We start from the raw sequence: 15,259 nt of genomic DNA, 5'->3' as shown, positions 1-15,259 counted from the left end.
CGTTTTTTCGCGTGCCATGTGAAATATCTGCCCGGATCAGCGGAGCACGCCATGCGAAAATTTAATCTTTCACACGTTCCACATAGGATTGATCACGTGTATCGACTTTTATATTGTCACCGGTATTAATAAAAAGCGGTACCATAATGGTAGCGCCGGTATCGACGGTGGCGGGTTTCAAAGAGTTGGTCGATGAAGTATCACCACGCACACCGGGTTCGGTATAAGTTACTTCGTATGTAATAAACTGGGGAAGATTGACCTGAATAGGGGTTTCGGTATCGGCATGATACAACACCTCTACCTCAAGGCCCTCTTTCAGCAAATGAGGGTTATCAACAAGGTCTTCTGCCAAATTGATCTGTTCAAATGTTTCAGTGTTCATAAAATGATACCCCAGGTCGTCTTTATAGAGAAACTGATGCGGCCTTCTTTCTACCCTGGCTTCATTTACTTTATGCCCTGAAGGAAAAGTGTTCTCAATCACTTTCCCGGTAGTTACGTTTTTCAACTTGGTTCTTACAAAGGCAGGGCCCTTCCCGGGTTTAACATGCTGAAACTGCACGATAAAAAACAGCTGTCCGTTAAACTCGATACACATTCCGTTCCTAAAATCTGCGGTTGTTGCCATTTCTTTAATTCTTAAATAGGTGTGTAATTTTTTTTGCGCTGCAAAAATAGTGTAAATCAATTAAAACACCAGACATTTTTTTATTCATGACCCCGATTTTGAAAATCACTCATTTCCGTAAAGCATGAGACCAAATAAGAGGATATACTTTATCGAATCCGCAGAGAATACGTTACAATTTCTAACAATTCCTTGCGGATTCCTGGGTTATTGAATTATTGAACAACAAAACTTGAAAAAGGATTCTTAACGCCCCGGAATTGTTCAAGATTACATGTAAAAGCCCCCACTCTGAGCTGAAATCTGATCCGCACGGGAACACGGTTCTTGTCGCGCGAAATCCATACCTGCATGTCGTCTTCCGTCTTAAAAGCACGACCTACCTCGGTAACAGGCGAGAAGAGATAACATTCCAGTTTGCCAAGGGGAGTATCAATTACTTCCGTACCGCGGTATCGTATCCGGAGTGGAAAAAGTTCATCGGCGAAATAAGTCATGATCTCAATCATTTCGCCTTCCTGCAGGTCGTCATTAAACTTATGTTTGCGCGCGAAATAAAAAGCCGAAAGGATGTCCTGTATATTCTCAGGGACCCAATGCTCACCCGACTTCTGACTTTTCACTTTAGCTGAGTCCTGATGATGATGTTCAAACAACACTTCATTATAATACCTGTAACTGCCTTCACGAATGTTGCGAATTGCCTTGACAGGAAGGTCTGTCCGGGGATCAATAAAACTTTCGTAACGATCGCGCACTTTAAAAATGGCATCGGCCAGACCAACGGTTTTTCCACTGGCAATCACATGATACAGTTGCTGACCTGAGAGCATGGTGTCATTCACTGTCAGACTGGCTTCTCCTCCTTTAATAAAGCCGTATTTCAGGGAATAGACAAGCTCTTCCCCTGGAGCATATACGGTTTGGGAATTATCAGGGAAAGAACCGTTAACGGCAAACATTGAGAAGCTACCGGCCATCGACAGAAGAATGAAAATAAAAGTCCTGCTTACCATAACAACAAGGTTTAATTCCATAAAAACGAAGTATCTGATCGTTTATATGGTCAATTTATCCTTATTGTTACAATTTTCAGGCCGATTTATTCATAACGGAGTGCATCAATGGGGTCCAACCCCGAAGCCTTGCGGGCCGGATACCATCCGAAAAATATTCCGACAACGGCACAGACCATAAAAGAAAGAACAATGGACTGCTCAGTAACAGAAACGGGCCATCCAAGTATATTCCCCAATCCATAAGATAGTACCAGACCTAAACAGACACCTATAAGTCCGCCTCCCACGCTTACTATAACAGCCTCTATCAAAAACTGCGAAAGAATATCACGGCTGCGTCCACCGACAGCCATGCGCAATCCTATTTCGCGCGTTCGTTCTGTTACCGACACGAACATAATATTCATAATTCCAATCCCCCCTACCAGCAACGAAATACCAGCAATAGCACCCAAAAGTATGGTTAGCATCTGACTGGTGGAGCTGAACGTGCTGATCAATTCCTGCTGCGAACGAACAGTAAAGTCATTTTCTTCATTCTCTGCTAATTCGTGGGATATCCTCAATGCCCGTGTTATTTCATTTTCGGCCTGTTCCGACTCCATTTCGCTGGTTGCACTTGCATAAATGGACTGGATGTGTGTTACAGCCATGATTCTCTTTTGGATGGTGGTATAGGGCGCCAGAATGATATCATCCTGATCCTGACCGAATGTGTTCTGCCCCTTTTCAGCCAATACACCAATCACCTTAAAAGGTATTTTCCTGAACCTTATGGTTTCACCAACGGCTGTTTCTTCGTCGGGAAACAGTTCATCCACGACTGTTTGCCCGAGCAAGCAGACCTTTGCTGCACGCTTGACATGATAATCGGTAAACATAACGCCTTCGGCAACTTCCATTTTTCTGATCTCCGGAAAATCTTCACTTACGCCCTGAATGGTTGTCGGCCAATTGCGTGATCCGGCGATGACCTGCCCGCTTGTACTGACCATAGGCGAAACCGCCGAAACATGAGAAGCATATTTTTGAATGGCCTCAACATCTTCAAGCTTCAGTGATTGCATCGACGACGGGTCCATCCTTACACCACCGCGCTCATCACTGCCCGGGTGTACCATTATCATGTTGGCGCCCATCGAGGATATCTGTTCCTGGATGCTCTCTTTTGATCCTTGTCCGATGGCCAGCATGGTAATAACCGATGTAACACCTATGATAATGCCCAGCATTGTAAGAAATGTGCGCATTTTATTACGTACCATGGCCTTGAGGGCTATCTTTGTTAAATTAAATAAATTCATAGTCACTGAAATTGTTGATTCTATTCAATTGCCCTGAGCCGGGTGTCCTGCATTCTCATAATCATCAATAATTGCTCCGTCTCTCAACACTATGGTGCGTTTGCTGTATTCGGCAATATCGTGTTCATGGGTGACAAAAACGATTGTTTTTCCTTCTGTGTTAAGCTTCCAAAAGAGAGACATGATATCCTCTGTTGTTTTGGTGTCGAGGTTACCTGTTGCTTCATCGGCAAGCACCATCACCGGGTCATTAACAAGTGCACGGGCTATGGCAACGCGCTGCTGTTGTCCTCCTGACAGTTGGTTAGGTGTATGGTTCATCCGGTCGGCCAGTCCCACTATTCTCAAAGCTTCAATGGCCTGTTCTCTGCGCCGGCGTGATGACACCCCGGAGTTGTACATAAGAGGAAGCTCGACGTTTTCGAGAGCCGAGGTACGTGGCAATAGGTTAAACGACTGAAAAACAAACCCTATCTTCCGGTTTCGTATTAAAGCCAGTTCATCTTTTGAAAGATTGCTTACATTGGTCCCGTCGAGATAATACTCCCCCTCAGTTGGCTTGTCAAGTGCCCCCAGAATGTTTAAAAGAGTAGATTTTCCCGAACCGCTGGTTCCCATGATGGTCAAAAATTCATTCTCTTTTACCCTGAAAGAAACGTTTCGTAAAGCATGAACAGTCTCAGCACCAACACTAAAATCTCTTCGCAGGTTGGAAATTTTGATGATATCGTGTACCATATAGCAATATATCCTTAAATGATTAGATGATTAAATGTCAGATGATTGAAAATACTGCTTTGCCTTCTGAAATACTTAAAAGTACCACACGCAGGCACCAATTCGTTGCTACAAGTTTGGTACATTTTAATCTTCCTCCTCATCTCTTCCTGGAGGTCCCGGCATGAACGGACTTCTGGATGTGTGACCGGGTAAATTATCCGGACGGTCGATTCCGGTAACCACAGAGTCACCGGGAAGCACGCCGCTCTTTATCTCGCACCAAACACCATCTTCAATGCCCTTCTTCACAGTTACCGGATGCAGATTCCCATCCTTCAACACCCAAACTCGGTCCTCACCGGCTTCGGGAAGAGCCGCCGGCAACGATGATCCATTCCCTGCACCGGAAGGAAGCGCCATACCTGCGGGAAAATTTTCCCCGGGAGAAAAGCGAAGTGCTGCTACCGGCACAAGGGTGACGTCCTTCGCCTCATTCGTAATGATGGTTACACTGGCGGTCAGGCCGGGTTTCAGTTTCAAATCGGGATTGGGTGCTTCAATAATGACCGTATAGGTCACAACATTACTTTCGATCACCGGCTCGAGACGAACCTGGGTAACTTCTCCGGCAAACTCGGTGTCGGGGAATGCATCAACCGTAAAGGTTACCTTCTGCCCTGTTTCCACCTGGCCGATATCGGCCTCATCCACGTCGGCTTCTACCTGCATCCGGGTTAAATCGCGGGCTATCAGGAACAATGTGGGCGTGTTAAAGCTGGCGGCAACGGTTTGTCCCTCTTCCACGCTTCTGCTGAGGACGACTCCGTCGATGGGAGAATAGATGCGGGCATAAGAGAGATTAACTTCGGCCTGTTCCACCTCTGATTGCAGAGATTCTACCGACGCTTTGGCATTGTTGTAGCGATAAAGCGCCTCATCGTACTCCGTTTCGCTGACCATCTCCTTTTCAAAAAGCATCTTAATCCGCCGGAAGTTCTTAGTCTGATAATCCAGTTCGTTTTGAGCTGATGCCAGGCTTGCTTTTGCCTGAAGCAAACGAGCCTTTAACGAACTTTCATCAATCCGGGCAATCAGCTGCCCTTTTTTTACACGCTCGTTATAATCGGTATAAATGCGTTCGATAACGCCCGAAACCTGTGTGCCCACTTCTACCTGGTCGATGGGCTCTACCGTGCCGGTTGCAGTAACGGTATTAACAATCGTTCCTTTTTCGACAACATGAATACGAGGTTTCAGATTGTTTTCCGTACTCTTCTTTCCTGTCAGAAGAACAATAGCCAGAATAAGTACCACGATGGCTGCAATTAAATAAATGTATTTACGCATCATAAACAGATCATTAGATATTTAGATATTAGATGTAAGACGCTACCGGTCATCAGAAATATTCTCTGCATGGCCTGATCCGACAGAAATAGGCTGTCCGCGATAAAAATCAAGAATTTTACGATACAGCAGAGCTGAATACCGTGCCTGGATTAACTCAGCATTGGCATTGAGCAATGCATTTTTGGACTGACGAAGATCGATGGCATTTAACATCCCCAATTCAAACTGCTCGCGCTGGTACTCATAACTGATACCGGCCGATCTTGCCTTTTCGACCGCAGCTTCATAACGGGCCTGTTGAGCTTTTACATCCACATAAACCTGTTCGATCGTTTGCAGAAGATCATACCTTGTCTGACGGGCATTCAGTTCTGCCTGCCTGAGATTTATTTCCGAACGGGCCACGCTGGCTTTGTTTTCGTTCCTGCTGAAAATGGGTATATTAAGAGACAACCCAAAATACTGGGAAAACCGGTCGTTCATCTGTGAACCAAAAGAGCCCCTGTACATATCAGAATAAGAGGAAGAAGCCGATGCACTAAAACTGAGTGTGGGCAGATATCCGGCTTTGGCATTGGCAAGATCAATCCGTGCCACTTCTTGTGACAACCGGCTGTTTTCTATCTCGGGGCGTATGTCCAGAACTTCCTGAGCGATAATCCCGAAAGCAGGTAAAGCATCATCGGGAACCTCTACACTGGCCGGATAAAGCGGCCTGAAATTTGTGTCATAAGGCAGGTCAAGCATGGTCTTCAACTCTGTAATACGGATGTCCAGCTCATTTTTTGCGGTTACCATCGAATAACGGTCCGACGCATATTGTGCTTCCAGTTCGGCAAGATCCAGACGTGAAACCGTGCCTGCTTCAAAAAGCACCCTGGTACGCTCAAGATTCACCTCCGTAGTCTCCACCACATCGCGGTAATAGAGATAATTTTCCCGGGCAAAAAGGATGTTCATCCAGGCCTGTGTTATGGACAATACTATGTTGTTTTTAGCTTCTTCAACATCGAGACGGGCTTTGTCAAGTTCAATTTCTCCAGCTTTAATGTTGTTACTTATAATGCCGCCCCTGTAGACAGGCACGTCGGTATTAAGTCCCACCTGTGCCCCTTTTGAAAATTCACCCCCCGTGTTGTCGAAGGATCGCGAGCTGTTTCCAGATACCGAGGCAGATGCACTTAGAGACGGCAATCTGCTGCTTTTCGTTTCCAACAGGTTGGCTTCACGGGTTTCGATGGAGATTTTCGAGCTTTGGATGGTAATGTTGTTCTCAAGCGCATAATCGATGCACTCATCCAAGGTCCATCGCAATTCCTCTCCTTCTTCTCCGGCATAAACCGGCAAAGCACTCAAGCAGGCAACAATCGTAACCAGAATGTTTATGTATTGCTTCATTTCCGGATTTTTTTTTTGATTACTGTGCCAAATTATGATTAAAGAAAGTGAATACATAAATTATTCATCGAACAGGCTTATTTTATCAATGATCTAAAAATTTAGTCATATAAAGCTGTCGGAAGGGATGGTTACTCTCCAACCTTCCAACAATTTCTCCCCTGCCCTCACATTCATGGTCTTTGACCACTGAAAAAGTGGAGAACCTCTTAAAGATTGTTTCCCTTCATTTTCTTCCTACCTGTCCGCCATTCCCTTAATTATTCTTGCAAGCAAGCGGCGGAACCAAACAAACGAATTAACCCGTTAACCATTTCCTCACCCTTCAATCCTTTAACCCTTCTACCTTTTCACCCTCCAACTCTTTCACCTTTCCACCCTTTCCAGTCCGTAGCAAATGGATAAACAGTGTCTGTAAACAACTCATTAACAGGAAATAACACCCATACAACACACATTTATCAAGGATCATTCTAAACTTATCATCCAGAGAAAACGGATATTTTTAACCCAAAAACAATACTACCATGAAACGTAAATTGGCGTTATCTTTGATTTTCGTGTTTACTCTTCCACTTTCGACCCCTGTAATGTCGAATACCGCTATCCAGAAGCCTGAAAAAAACCGAGAAAAAAGAGTACGAAAAGAAAAAAGCCGAAAAAGAGAAAGAATAGTTTTTCGGAATATATCAATGCAGTAGTTCGTTAAAAAAAGCCTAAACGCAGAGACGCAGAGACGCAATGACGCAAAATTTTTATTATGAGAGAGTTGTGATTTGCGCTATTAATTATCAGACATCTGTAATAGTTTAACGGAGTATTGTATTTGCACTTAATTGCAATTATTCAACGGAGTACTGTTTACAAATTAAAAAGCTTTTTCCTTACTTCCTCGCGATATAACTGCCCTATGGGCACCGTTTTGGATGTATAATGCATTTGGAGTTGATTGCCGTACAGTGCTTTAACCTGATTCCGGTTAACAATAAAAGATTTGTGCACGCGCATAAAGGAATCTGACGGCAAAACTTCCAGAAGGTTTTTCAGCGAGTCGAGTGAAACCAGCTTCTGATCGATGCAATGAAAAGCTACATATTCGCGCAAACCCTCGACAAATAAAATTCGTGAGGTGTCCACCCTGTAGGATTTATGATCGGCCTTAACAACAATACAGGCAGGTGATGAAGAGGCATTCTCTCCATTTCCGGATGAACTGCCCCTGTTTTGCATCCTTTCCCCTGCTTTCTGTACCGATTGTACAAACCGCTCGAACGAAAACGGTTTCAGTAAATAATCGATGACATCCAGTTCGTATCCTTCGAGGGCATATTGCGGATAAGCCGACGTGATAACCACCATGATATTTTTGAGATGAAAAGCCTTCAGGAAATCCATGCCGGAAATTTCGGGCATCTGTATATCCAAAAAAACCAGGTCGACCTTCCCGCCCTGAAGTACGGGAAGAGCATCAAGGGGTGATTTAAAAGTACCAGATAGTTCCAGATGTGGGAATTTTGAGATATAATCTTTCAAAAGCGACCGGGCAGGAAACTCGTCATCAATAATGGCACAACGTATCTTCATCATGTTTCTATTTCCATTTGTACTTCAAAAAAATCCAGTTTGTCAACAATATTCAAACGATAACGGTCTTTATAGAGAAAGGACAATCGTTTTTTTACATTTTCTATACCAATCCCTTTCGACTTGTCTTTGGACACATGCCCGGCCGGTTTACTGTTGGCGATGAAAAACACAATATGCCCGTCTTTAGCCTTCAAAAAGGCTTTGATCCACCCGTTTTTTGTGTCGCCTATATTGCCATGTTTAAATGCATTTTCAAAAAACGGGAAGATGAGCATTGGCTCAATCCGTATCTCCCGGTCTATCTGGTTAAAGTCGATTTCCAGATTTGGTTTCTCCTCCAGTTTAATTTTTTGGAATTCTATAAAATCAAGAATGTAATCTATTTCACGTCCTATGGGAATTTTCTTTTCATCGGTTTCGTACACGATAAACCGCAACATCGATGAAAGCTTCAGCAGCAGTTTTGGCGTTTTGGCACTGCCCTGTTGCGACAGTGAATAAATATTATTGAGGGCATTAAACAGAAAATGCGGATTCATCTGCGATTTAAGAAACTTCATTTCTGTCTCGAGGTTTTGATTGGTCAGTGAAAGTTGTTCTTTTTCTTTTCGCCTTGATTCAAGAACCATCCAGAATAATGTGCTGAGGAAAAGAATTCCCAGCATCTGAACAAAACCGAAAAACAGATGCGGCCCCGGGGAATTATTATCCGGACGGGGAGGCCCTGGGGAAGGTGCAGGGTTTCTATCCAACCTCAGAATCTCTCTTTCAGACCCGTTTTCAGGAGGGGATTCAGGATGAACCATTTCCCTTCTCTCTTTTATCTTTTCCCATGTTTCGGGCCCGACCGGGTCGGTAATATGCCAAAGAAAAGAAATGCCTGCCAAAAGAAAAACCAGCGACAGAACATACGTTTTAAAATGGTTGCGCCCAATCAAAAGAGGCAGCAGGATAAGGGTATTGACATAAAAGATCAGCGCATTGATCCCGAGTGTACGCAGCGTCAGAAAAACGGCCGTTTTTGTATCAAAGAAAAGCGCAGGCCCGTAAAAGAATAGAAACGAATAGCCTATCCACAGGGTGATATGCCACCAACCCATTCTTTTAAACTGCCTGCCAATGACCTTCAGAGCATCTTTTGCATTGGTGTGATTTCTTGCCATTCTAATCATTTTTCATTCTCTTCCTCATCCGTTAAAAAAGAAGACAGCTGACAGTAATAAAAACAAAAAAATCCGGCAATTCTCATATTTACTCCATTTTTTGCCATTGCATTGAATTAAATCTGTTAAAAGGGCAAATAAAACGCCCCTGATGCCCAAATGCATTTTTTTTCAATCAACTCATCGCTTCTGCTTACAAACGTCAGCTTTATATCAATGTTATAGGTAATATGCTGTTCGTTCAGATAAACAGCCGGCTTGCAGTGTTTTGAAGCCCGATGGTTGAAACGAGCATGGTAAGGTTTGTCACAAAAGAACATGTATAAGTTCTTGCATGCGAGTTCCATCCAACCTTAATAAATAAATTTTATACAGATGAAAAAAGTATTTCGCCTCCTGCCGCTGTATTAAATTCGCCTCCAATCTCAACAAACAGAAGCCGGATGCCGGCGGGTTATCTGCCTCCGGGCAGACACAATAATTATTAATGTACAGGCGAAAGGTATCATCAATCGTTTTTCGATGGCTGGGAAAAGAATGGAACAGCGGATGGACTGTCGCTGCCGATCTGTCTCTCTCGCAATGGTCTGCACTCAATGATAATTCAACGCTGAAAGGAACCTTTTCGGATGCGCTCTCTTTACAGGCAGGGATTGCTTACTCTTATCCAAAAAACAAATTCCGGCATATCAACCAGATGAAATGGCGGGCCGGTATTTTCTGGACCGATGGTTACCTGAGTATAAATGAGCATAGAATAGGCGAAAAAGGAATAACGGCCGGCCTCTCAATTCCTTTCAGCGCAACGGGTAATGTGCTGCACCTGTCATATCAGTATTCGCTAAAAGGAACCAACAGTAACGGCCTCATCAGGGAACAATATCATACCATCAAAATCGGCTTTTCAATGATTGAACGGTGGTTCTTTAAGGAACAGTTTTATTGATTATTACCCGGGGTTAACCAGGCTAACTCGAATTTCTTCGCAGATCAAAGCAGCAGAGTTGGAGGATTTCTTCTCTGCTTGTCAATAAATGTTTCCTGCAAAAGACAGGTTGCCATGACCACTAATCCCCCTTCATGGACTCAGCCACTTCAACCATGGGCGCCACCCAAATCTCATCTTTGTGTTGTGCCAGATAATCGACCAGCTCATTATGGGCCTCAAGTGAAACGTTTATGCCGTGCTCTCCCCCTACTCCGTGGAACAAAAAGACCAGTAAACCGGCCTCCTCCCGGGCTTTCTCCACTTGGGCAATGAGTTCACCGGACGATTCCCCGTCAACAGCCAAAGCACCCACTTCCATCCGGTTGATCTCACCCGGCTGCTCAATGCGGTAAAGCACATCACGAGCTGCAACAAACCACCCGGAAATGGCCTCTACAAATGAGGAATCGGCCACCATTTTGTCACCACAAGAATAGGCAAACGTGCGCTGCTCTTTTCCATCAATGGCATTCAACAAAACATTGCCCAGACGAATCTCCTCCATCAGGCGGTTAAAAGTATACGTATCCAAATCCTGTTCGGGCTGAACCCATTCCCGACCGGGAGCACTACCTGAACATGGATGAAACAATGTGTGATTGCCCAGCTCGTGACCATTGTGAGCCACCCTGCGCCATTCATCCACTCGCCCGGGCAAAGTCACGGCATTTCCAGGTAAATAAAAGGTACCCCGAAATCCTGAAGCCTCAAGGGCCGGCACCACATTATCGAGATGCACATTTAACCCGTCATCGTAAGTAAGTACAACGGCGCATTCATGGCCGTTCCACGGCTTTTCTTCAGTTTGAGCCGACAATGGGGCCGAAAGGAATAAAACCGTTGTCAGTATCCCCGCTAATTTTTGATACAATGCATTCATGATTTTGAAAAACAAATTTATATATCGTTCGTTTTGAAAAACAAATATACACATTTTATCCGACCCCGAAGGCGGTCGCATGTTTATAGCACAAGGTTTCCGGTGGCAAGATGATGGAAAAACGGTCGGGGTTTTCCAGCCGGTCGATTTTGTCGAAACTGTCAATCCGGGCTATGGTATTTTGAATGAGCTCCAGGGATTCCGTTGTCGAGGAGAGTTACGTTCAATAATTTTTTGCTGTCCTGTCTGGTTTCGATCAGACCGATGATGTGGAACAGTTCGGTATAGAACCGGCGATCGAGACAGTTGCTGTCGTTGGCAAACGGCAGTTTTAGCAAAACCAGGATTTAACCCGGATCTATTCATAAATTTTTTATTACACTATCCAACTTTCGGCTAAATACAAGCATCCTCAATAAAACCAGTTGAAAAATAATACCCAAATTCTTGATAACAGGCAAACGACGGAACCGATCGGACCAATTACGATCAACGTTCATCTCACACATATTACGGGAAGTATGGCAAGACATGGTGGGTGACGAATATCAGGAAAGACAGACAGAAATTTACAGGTGGGGACACCTTGCATACCCAATATAATTTTTTTTTTAAATTTGTGTCCTTTAAGAAAATATCCGCCCGGATTTAAATACAATCTCACCGGCATGTGGAAGAGAGCGATATTTAAATGGAACGGCGGGCATTTTAAAGCGAAAAAAATCGATCATTTTATACCTACAACCGATGAATTCCAATAATGCTGTTACCATAATTGTTCCTGTATTTAACGAGGAGGAGAGCCTGCCCCGGGTGAAAACCGAGGCCGACAAACTGTTAAAATCGAGTCCGGTCCCCATCCGGTTTCTTTTTGTTGATGACAAATCAAGCGACAGCAGCCTTAATCTTATAAAGCGGTTCGTGCAAGAGGACCCTTCTGCCTTCAGTTACATCTCTCTGAAAAAGAATTCGGGTCTCAGCACCGCCCTGAAAGCCGGGATTGATTGTGTTGACACCCCTTATACGGGATATATTGATTCGGATTTACAGACCTCTCCTCAGGATTTTCTTATCTTTTTCGATTTCATGGAACAATATACCATGATCAACGGCATCCGGCAAAATCGTTCGGATACCTTTGTGAAGAAGATCTCTTCAAAAATTGCTAACGGGTTTCGGCGGTTTATGATCAATGACGGGATCGAAGACACCTGTTGTCCCCTGAAAATCATGGAGACGAAAGCGGCCCGGACAATTCCCTTTTTCAACGGCATGCACCGTTTCATTCCTGCTCTTATTCAGTTACAGGGAGGCACAGTCAAACAAATTCCCGTTCAACACTTTCCGCGAATTGAAGGGACGGCCAAGTATCACCTGTGGAACCGTTTGATCGGTCCCTTTATGGATACGCTGGCTTTTGTCTGGATGCGAAAAAGATACATCAGGTACGAAATCAGTGAAAGCAGCGATCGGTCATGTTAGACGACTCATTTATATTCGGGCTGGGATTTTTTGCCCAGGGGTTGTTTTCCGCCCGGCTTCTGGTGCAATGGTTTTTGTCGGAAAAGGCCAAAAAAGTTGTTTCCCCTGATCTGTTCTGGCAACTGAGCCTGGTAGCATCCATTCTGCTATTGATTTACGGCATTCTCCGTAAAGATCTGGTTATTGTGGGCGGACAGTTTGTCTCATTTTACATTTATCTGCGCAATTTGCAGCTTAAAAATGTCTGGCAGTCATTCCCGTGGTGGCTCCATGTTTTGGCATTATCAGCTCCGGTACTGGCGATCCTGTTTCTGTTTATCACCCCCACCGAATACAACATCCGGGATATGATGCACAACCCCCTGATTACGGCTCAGCTATACACGGTAGGGGCCATTGGTCAATTCATCTTCACCTTCAGGTTTATCTACCAATTGATCTATTCGGAAAGACATCACGAATCGCTACTTCCGCCCATGTTTTGGGTCATCAGCATCACGGGATCCCTCATCATTATTGGTTATGCCATTGTGCGTCGTGACCCGGTGATTATACTGGGACAAATATTTGGTACGTTGATTTACAGCCGGAATCTTATCCTTTATTATACGCAAAGAGTCCGGGACCGCGAAGCCCCCACGGATGAATAGAGCCGGCGGGAAAACAATCTGCAAATTTCAACCCAAAAGATATGCAACTACTGATCAAGAGCTTTGAAAAACGCCCCGTTTTGGGGATTTGCTTATTCATTGCCGTGATGCTCATCCCCCATTTGGATGTGCTACCGGTTTCCATCATGGAAGCCCGGGATTTCGTTACGGCCAGAGAGATGATCACCGACGGAAACTGGTTGTTGACCACGATGAACGGGGAAGCCCGTTACGAAAAACCCCCTCTCCCCACCTGGCTTTCGGCCATCTCTGCCATGATTTTCGGGGTAAACAGCATTGCGGCCATGCGCCTGCCGGGTGTTTTATTGGTGATGTTGACGGGCGTGTTTGTCTATTTTCTTTCCAAAACGATTTTAAAAGATAAATCGCATAGCCTGATTAACGGGATCATTGTCGTGACTTCATTTTATGTCATCGGGATCATTTTTGAAGCGCCCTGGGATATTTTCACCCATGGATTTATGCTGGTGGGGATTTTGTCGCTGATCAGACTATTCAGGGATGAAGGTTCGCCATGGAAACATGCTGTGGTTTCGGGCATTTTTATCGGTTTCTCGTTTATGAGCAAGGGGCCGATTTCATTGTATGCCCTGTTCCTGCCGTTTTTGCTGGCTTATGGTTTTACTTACAGATTCCGGGGGCTTAAAACAAAGGCCTTACCGCTTGTGCTTGTACTGCTTTTGGCCGTTGTTGTTGGCGGATGGTGGTACATCTACATCAGGGTTGCCGATCCGCAATCATTCTTGTCTATTGCCCGGGAAGAAGTGGGGAACTGGTCGAGTTACAATGTGCGACCGTTCTACTATTACTGGAGTTTTTTTGCCCAAAGCGGATTGTGGACCATTCCTGCCCTCATTAGTTTACTGTACCCTTATCTGAAGAAACGGGTGGTGAATCTTAAGGCCTATCGTTTTAGTTTGTTGTGGACACTTTTCGCGGTGGTGTTGCTCTCCATTATTCCCGAAAAGAAATCCCGTTATTTGATGCCTGTTTTGATTCCCCTGTCGATCAATACTGGTTTTTATATGGAATACCTGTTCAGGAAATTCAAAAACCTTACATCGAAATGGGAGAAATGGCCAGTCTATTTCAACTTTGGCCTGATATCCTTATTGAGTATTGCGATCCCTTCAGGTGTTTATATATTCTTCAAGGAGCATGTCGTCATCCCTGATTTTTTCTTCCTGGCTTCATGCATTATTCTGCCTTTACCGGGAATCTTTATTTTCATCCACCTTTTACGAAAAAACATCAGGAATGTGTTCTATCTTACCATCATGCTTTATGCCTCCATTTTTGTTTTTGGTCTGCCCGTAGCGCGGGACTACATTGAAGAAGGTAGCCGGCAGCCGGTTGAAGAAATGAAAGAGAAAGTGAAACAGGAGGGTATCAATGTTTATGGCTACGATTACATTCAACCGGAATTAGTTTGGCTGTATGGAGAGAAAATTCCTCTGATCAAAGAGGAAAAATCCTCCGCGATGCTCCCGCAAGAAAACCGCTTTGGTATCCTGACCAATAAAGAAAACATTTTGGACCAACAGATATTCAAAGGACATTATCAGGTTGAATATTCCGGAATGGTTGATATCAACCTTGAAGGGGGAAACAACAGCCGGAAGATAAGTTACTTCTTCATTATAGAGCGTGACGCAGAATGAACAAAAAGAATCTGACAAAAGCGGTTATTTTATCCGGCTTTTTTAGACACAACGAATCCCAAAACCTAAAGACAGATTCATCTTTTTGTATTTTGACCTTTTTTAACAAGTCCTTTTAATCAATAGATCAATCAATAGATCGTTAGATTTTTAGATATAAGATGATTCGTAAAACATTGATATATTGCATTTTAACAAATAAACCTCTTTAGACATAAACAATTAGTTTTCAGCGTATTGTGATAGTTTAACGGAATATTGTTTAATGATAGTTCGGTTAAAAAAGTAAACGCAAAGACGCAAAGTTGTTATTATGAGTGCGTTTTATTAATGGCACACTTTACCTAATAAACAGTGTCTGTCGATAAATTCTCTCAAAAAAATAACCCGTCATCAGTTCAATTA

At 44.0% G+C, this 15,259-nt stretch carries 14 protein-coding genes; 4 read left to right on the top strand and 10 right to left on the bottom strand.

Going from position 1 to position 15,259, the window contains the following annotated elements; translation table 11 throughout:
- Positions 1–61: 61 nt before the first annotated feature.
- The 8 genes from efp to ATH1_RS0104525 all read right to left on the bottom strand — a co-directional run bounded on the left by efp (position 62) and on the right by ATH1_RS0104525 (position 9,172).
- Complete coding sequence (gene efp, locus ATH1_RS0104570) at positions 62–631, bottom strand: elongation factor P (RefSeq protein WP_010418192.1); 570 nt, start codon at positions 629–631, stop codon at positions 62–64.
- Between the two features lie 215 nt (positions 632–846).
- Entirely contained in the window at positions 847–1,647 is an 801-nt protein-coding gene (locus ATH1_RS0104565; protein ID WP_245531711.1) for a DUF3108 domain-containing protein, read from the bottom strand.
- 86 nt (positions 1,648–1,733) lie between these two features.
- Positions 1,734–2,954: an ABC transporter permease gene (locus tag ATH1_RS0104560; protein ID WP_010418187.1), complete on the bottom strand. Its 1,221-nt coding sequence runs from the start codon at positions 2,952–2,954 to the stop codon at positions 1,734–1,736.
- A gap of 24 nt (positions 2,955–2,978) precedes the next feature.
- Positions 2,979–3,692, bottom strand: coding sequence for an ABC transporter ATP-binding protein (locus ATH1_RS0104555; protein WP_010418185.1), 714 nt, complete (start codon positions 3,690–3,692; stop codon positions 2,979–2,981).
- Positions 3,693–3,818: 126 nt separating this feature from the next.
- A complete protein-coding gene (locus ATH1_RS0104550) occupies positions 3,819–5,024 on the bottom strand; it encodes an efflux RND transporter periplasmic adaptor subunit (RefSeq protein ID WP_052306298.1) in 1,206 nt (401 codons plus the stop codon).
- 39 nt (positions 5,025–5,063) lie between these two features.
- Positions 5,064–6,422, bottom strand: a complete 1,359-nt coding sequence (locus tag ATH1_RS0104545; protein WP_245531710.1) for a TolC family protein — start codon at positions 6,420–6,422, stop codon at positions 5,064–5,066.
- An 861-nt stretch (positions 6,423–7,283) separates the two neighbouring features.
- Positions 7,284–8,009 (bottom strand): LytR/AlgR family response regulator transcription factor, encoded by a 726-nt coding sequence (locus ATH1_RS0104530; protein ID WP_245531709.1) that lies wholly within the window; start codon positions 8,007–8,009, stop codon positions 7,284–7,286.
- Positions 8,006–9,172: a sensor histidine kinase gene (locus ATH1_RS0104525; protein WP_010418173.1), complete on the bottom strand. Its 1,167-nt coding sequence runs from the start codon at positions 9,170–9,172 to the stop codon at positions 8,006–8,008. The genes ATH1_RS0104530 and ATH1_RS0104525 overlap by 4 nt, the downstream gene beginning before the upstream one ends.
- Before the next feature lie 487 nt (positions 9,173–9,659).
- Between ATH1_RS0104525 and ATH1_RS0104510 the strand changes: the two genes are divergently transcribed.
- Positions 9,660–10,118, top strand: coding sequence for a hypothetical protein (locus tag ATH1_RS0104510; protein WP_010418167.1), 459 nt, complete (start codon positions 9,660–9,662; stop codon positions 10,116–10,118).
- A 121-nt stretch (positions 10,119–10,239) separates the two neighbouring features.
- Here the strand turns inward: ATH1_RS0104510 and ATH1_RS0104505 are convergent, their stop codons facing one another.
- On the bottom strand, positions 10,240–11,040 hold the full coding sequence (locus ATH1_RS0104505) for a polysaccharide deacetylase family protein (RefSeq protein ID WP_245531708.1): 801 nt from the start codon (positions 11,038–11,040) through the stop codon (positions 10,240–10,242).
- Between the two features lie 161 nt (positions 11,041–11,201).
- The gene (locus ATH1_RS20385) at positions 11,202–11,378 is read right to left on the bottom strand and encodes a type IIG restriction enzyme/methyltransferase (RefSeq protein ID WP_010418162.1); all 177 of its coding nucleotides are present in this window, start codon (positions 11,376–11,378) and stop codon (positions 11,202–11,204) included.
- Positions 11,379–11,787: 409 nt separating this feature from the next.
- Between ATH1_RS20385 and ATH1_RS0104490 the strand changes: the two genes are divergently transcribed.
- From ATH1_RS0104490 to ATH1_RS0104480, 3 genes are read left to right on the top strand one after another with little or no spacing between them, the layout of a single operon-like run.
- Complete coding sequence (locus ATH1_RS0104490; protein WP_010418159.1) at positions 11,788–12,522, top strand: glycosyltransferase; 735 nt, start codon at positions 11,788–11,790, stop codon at positions 12,520–12,522.
- The gene (locus ATH1_RS0104485; RefSeq protein WP_010418157.1) at positions 12,516–13,172 is read left to right on the top strand and encodes a lipid-A-disaccharide synthase N-terminal domain-containing protein; all 657 of its coding nucleotides are present in this window, start codon (positions 12,516–12,518) and stop codon (positions 13,170–13,172) included. Before ATH1_RS0104490 ends, ATH1_RS0104485 begins: the two co-directional genes overlap by 7 nt.
- Before the next feature lie 41 nt (positions 13,173–13,213).
- The gene (locus ATH1_RS0104480; RefSeq protein WP_010418155.1) at positions 13,214–14,854 is read left to right on the top strand and encodes an ArnT family glycosyltransferase; all 1,641 of its coding nucleotides are present in this window, start codon (positions 13,214–13,216) and stop codon (positions 14,852–14,854) included.
- Positions 14,855–15,259 lie beyond the last annotated feature (405 nt).

The organism is Anaerophaga thermohalophila DSM 12881 (assembly GCF_000191885.1).
GTDB classification, from domain to species: Bacteria; Bacteroidota; Bacteroidia; order Bacteroidales; family Marinilabiliaceae; genus Anaerophaga; species Anaerophaga thermohalophila.
Note: the sequence above shows the minus strand (reverse complement) of the source record. Positions and strands in the feature narration are given on the sequence as shown.

Bases quoted from the DNA above. Each gene is read 5' to 3' on its own strand.
- ATH1_RS0104490 (WP_010418159.1), top strand. From the start codon at position 11,788: ATGAATTCCAATAATGCTGTTACCATAATTGTTCCTGTATTTAACGAG.
- ATH1_RS0104560 (WP_010418187.1), bottom strand. From the start codon at position 2,954: ATGAATTTATTTAATTTAACAAAGATAGCCCTCAAGGCCATGGTACGT.
- ATH1_RS0104530 (WP_245531709.1), bottom strand. From the start codon at position 8,009: ATGATGAAGATACGTTGTGCCATTATTGATGACGAGTTTCCTGCCCGG.
- ATH1_RS0104565 (WP_245531711.1), bottom strand. From the start codon at position 1,647: ATGGTAAGCAGGACTTTTATTTTCATTCTTCTGTCGATGGCCGGTAGC.
- efp (WP_010418192.1), bottom strand. From the start codon at position 631: ATGGCAACAACCGCAGATTTTAGGAACGGAATGTGTATCGAGTTTAAC.
- ATH1_RS0104555 (WP_010418185.1), bottom strand. From the start codon at position 3,692: ATGGTACACGATATCATCAAAATTTCCAACCTGCGAAGAGATTTTAGT.
- ATH1_RS0104525 (WP_010418173.1), bottom strand. From the start codon at position 9,172: ATGGCAAGAAATCACACCAATGCAAAAGATGCTCTGAAGGTCATTGGC.
- ATH1_RS0104510 (WP_010418167.1), top strand. From the start codon at position 9,660: ATGTACAGGCGAAAGGTATCATCAATCGTTTTTCGATGGCTGGGAAAA.
- ATH1_RS0104485 (WP_010418157.1), top strand. From the start codon at position 12,516: ATGTTAGACGACTCATTTATATTCGGGCTGGGATTTTTTGCCCAGGGG.
- ATH1_RS0104505 (WP_245531708.1), bottom strand. From the start codon at position 11,040: ATGAATGCATTGTATCAAAAATTAGCGGGGATACTGACAACGGTTTTA.
- ATH1_RS0104545 (WP_245531710.1), bottom strand. From the start codon at position 6,422: ATGAAGCAATACATAAACATTCTGGTTACGATTGTTGCCTGCTTGAGT.
- ATH1_RS0104550 (WP_052306298.1), bottom strand. From the start codon at position 5,024: ATGATGCGTAAATACATTTATTTAATTGCAGCCATCGTGGTACTTATT.
- ATH1_RS0104480 (WP_010418155.1), top strand. From the start codon at position 13,214: ATGCAACTACTGATCAAGAGCTTTGAAAAACGCCCCGTTTTGGGGATT.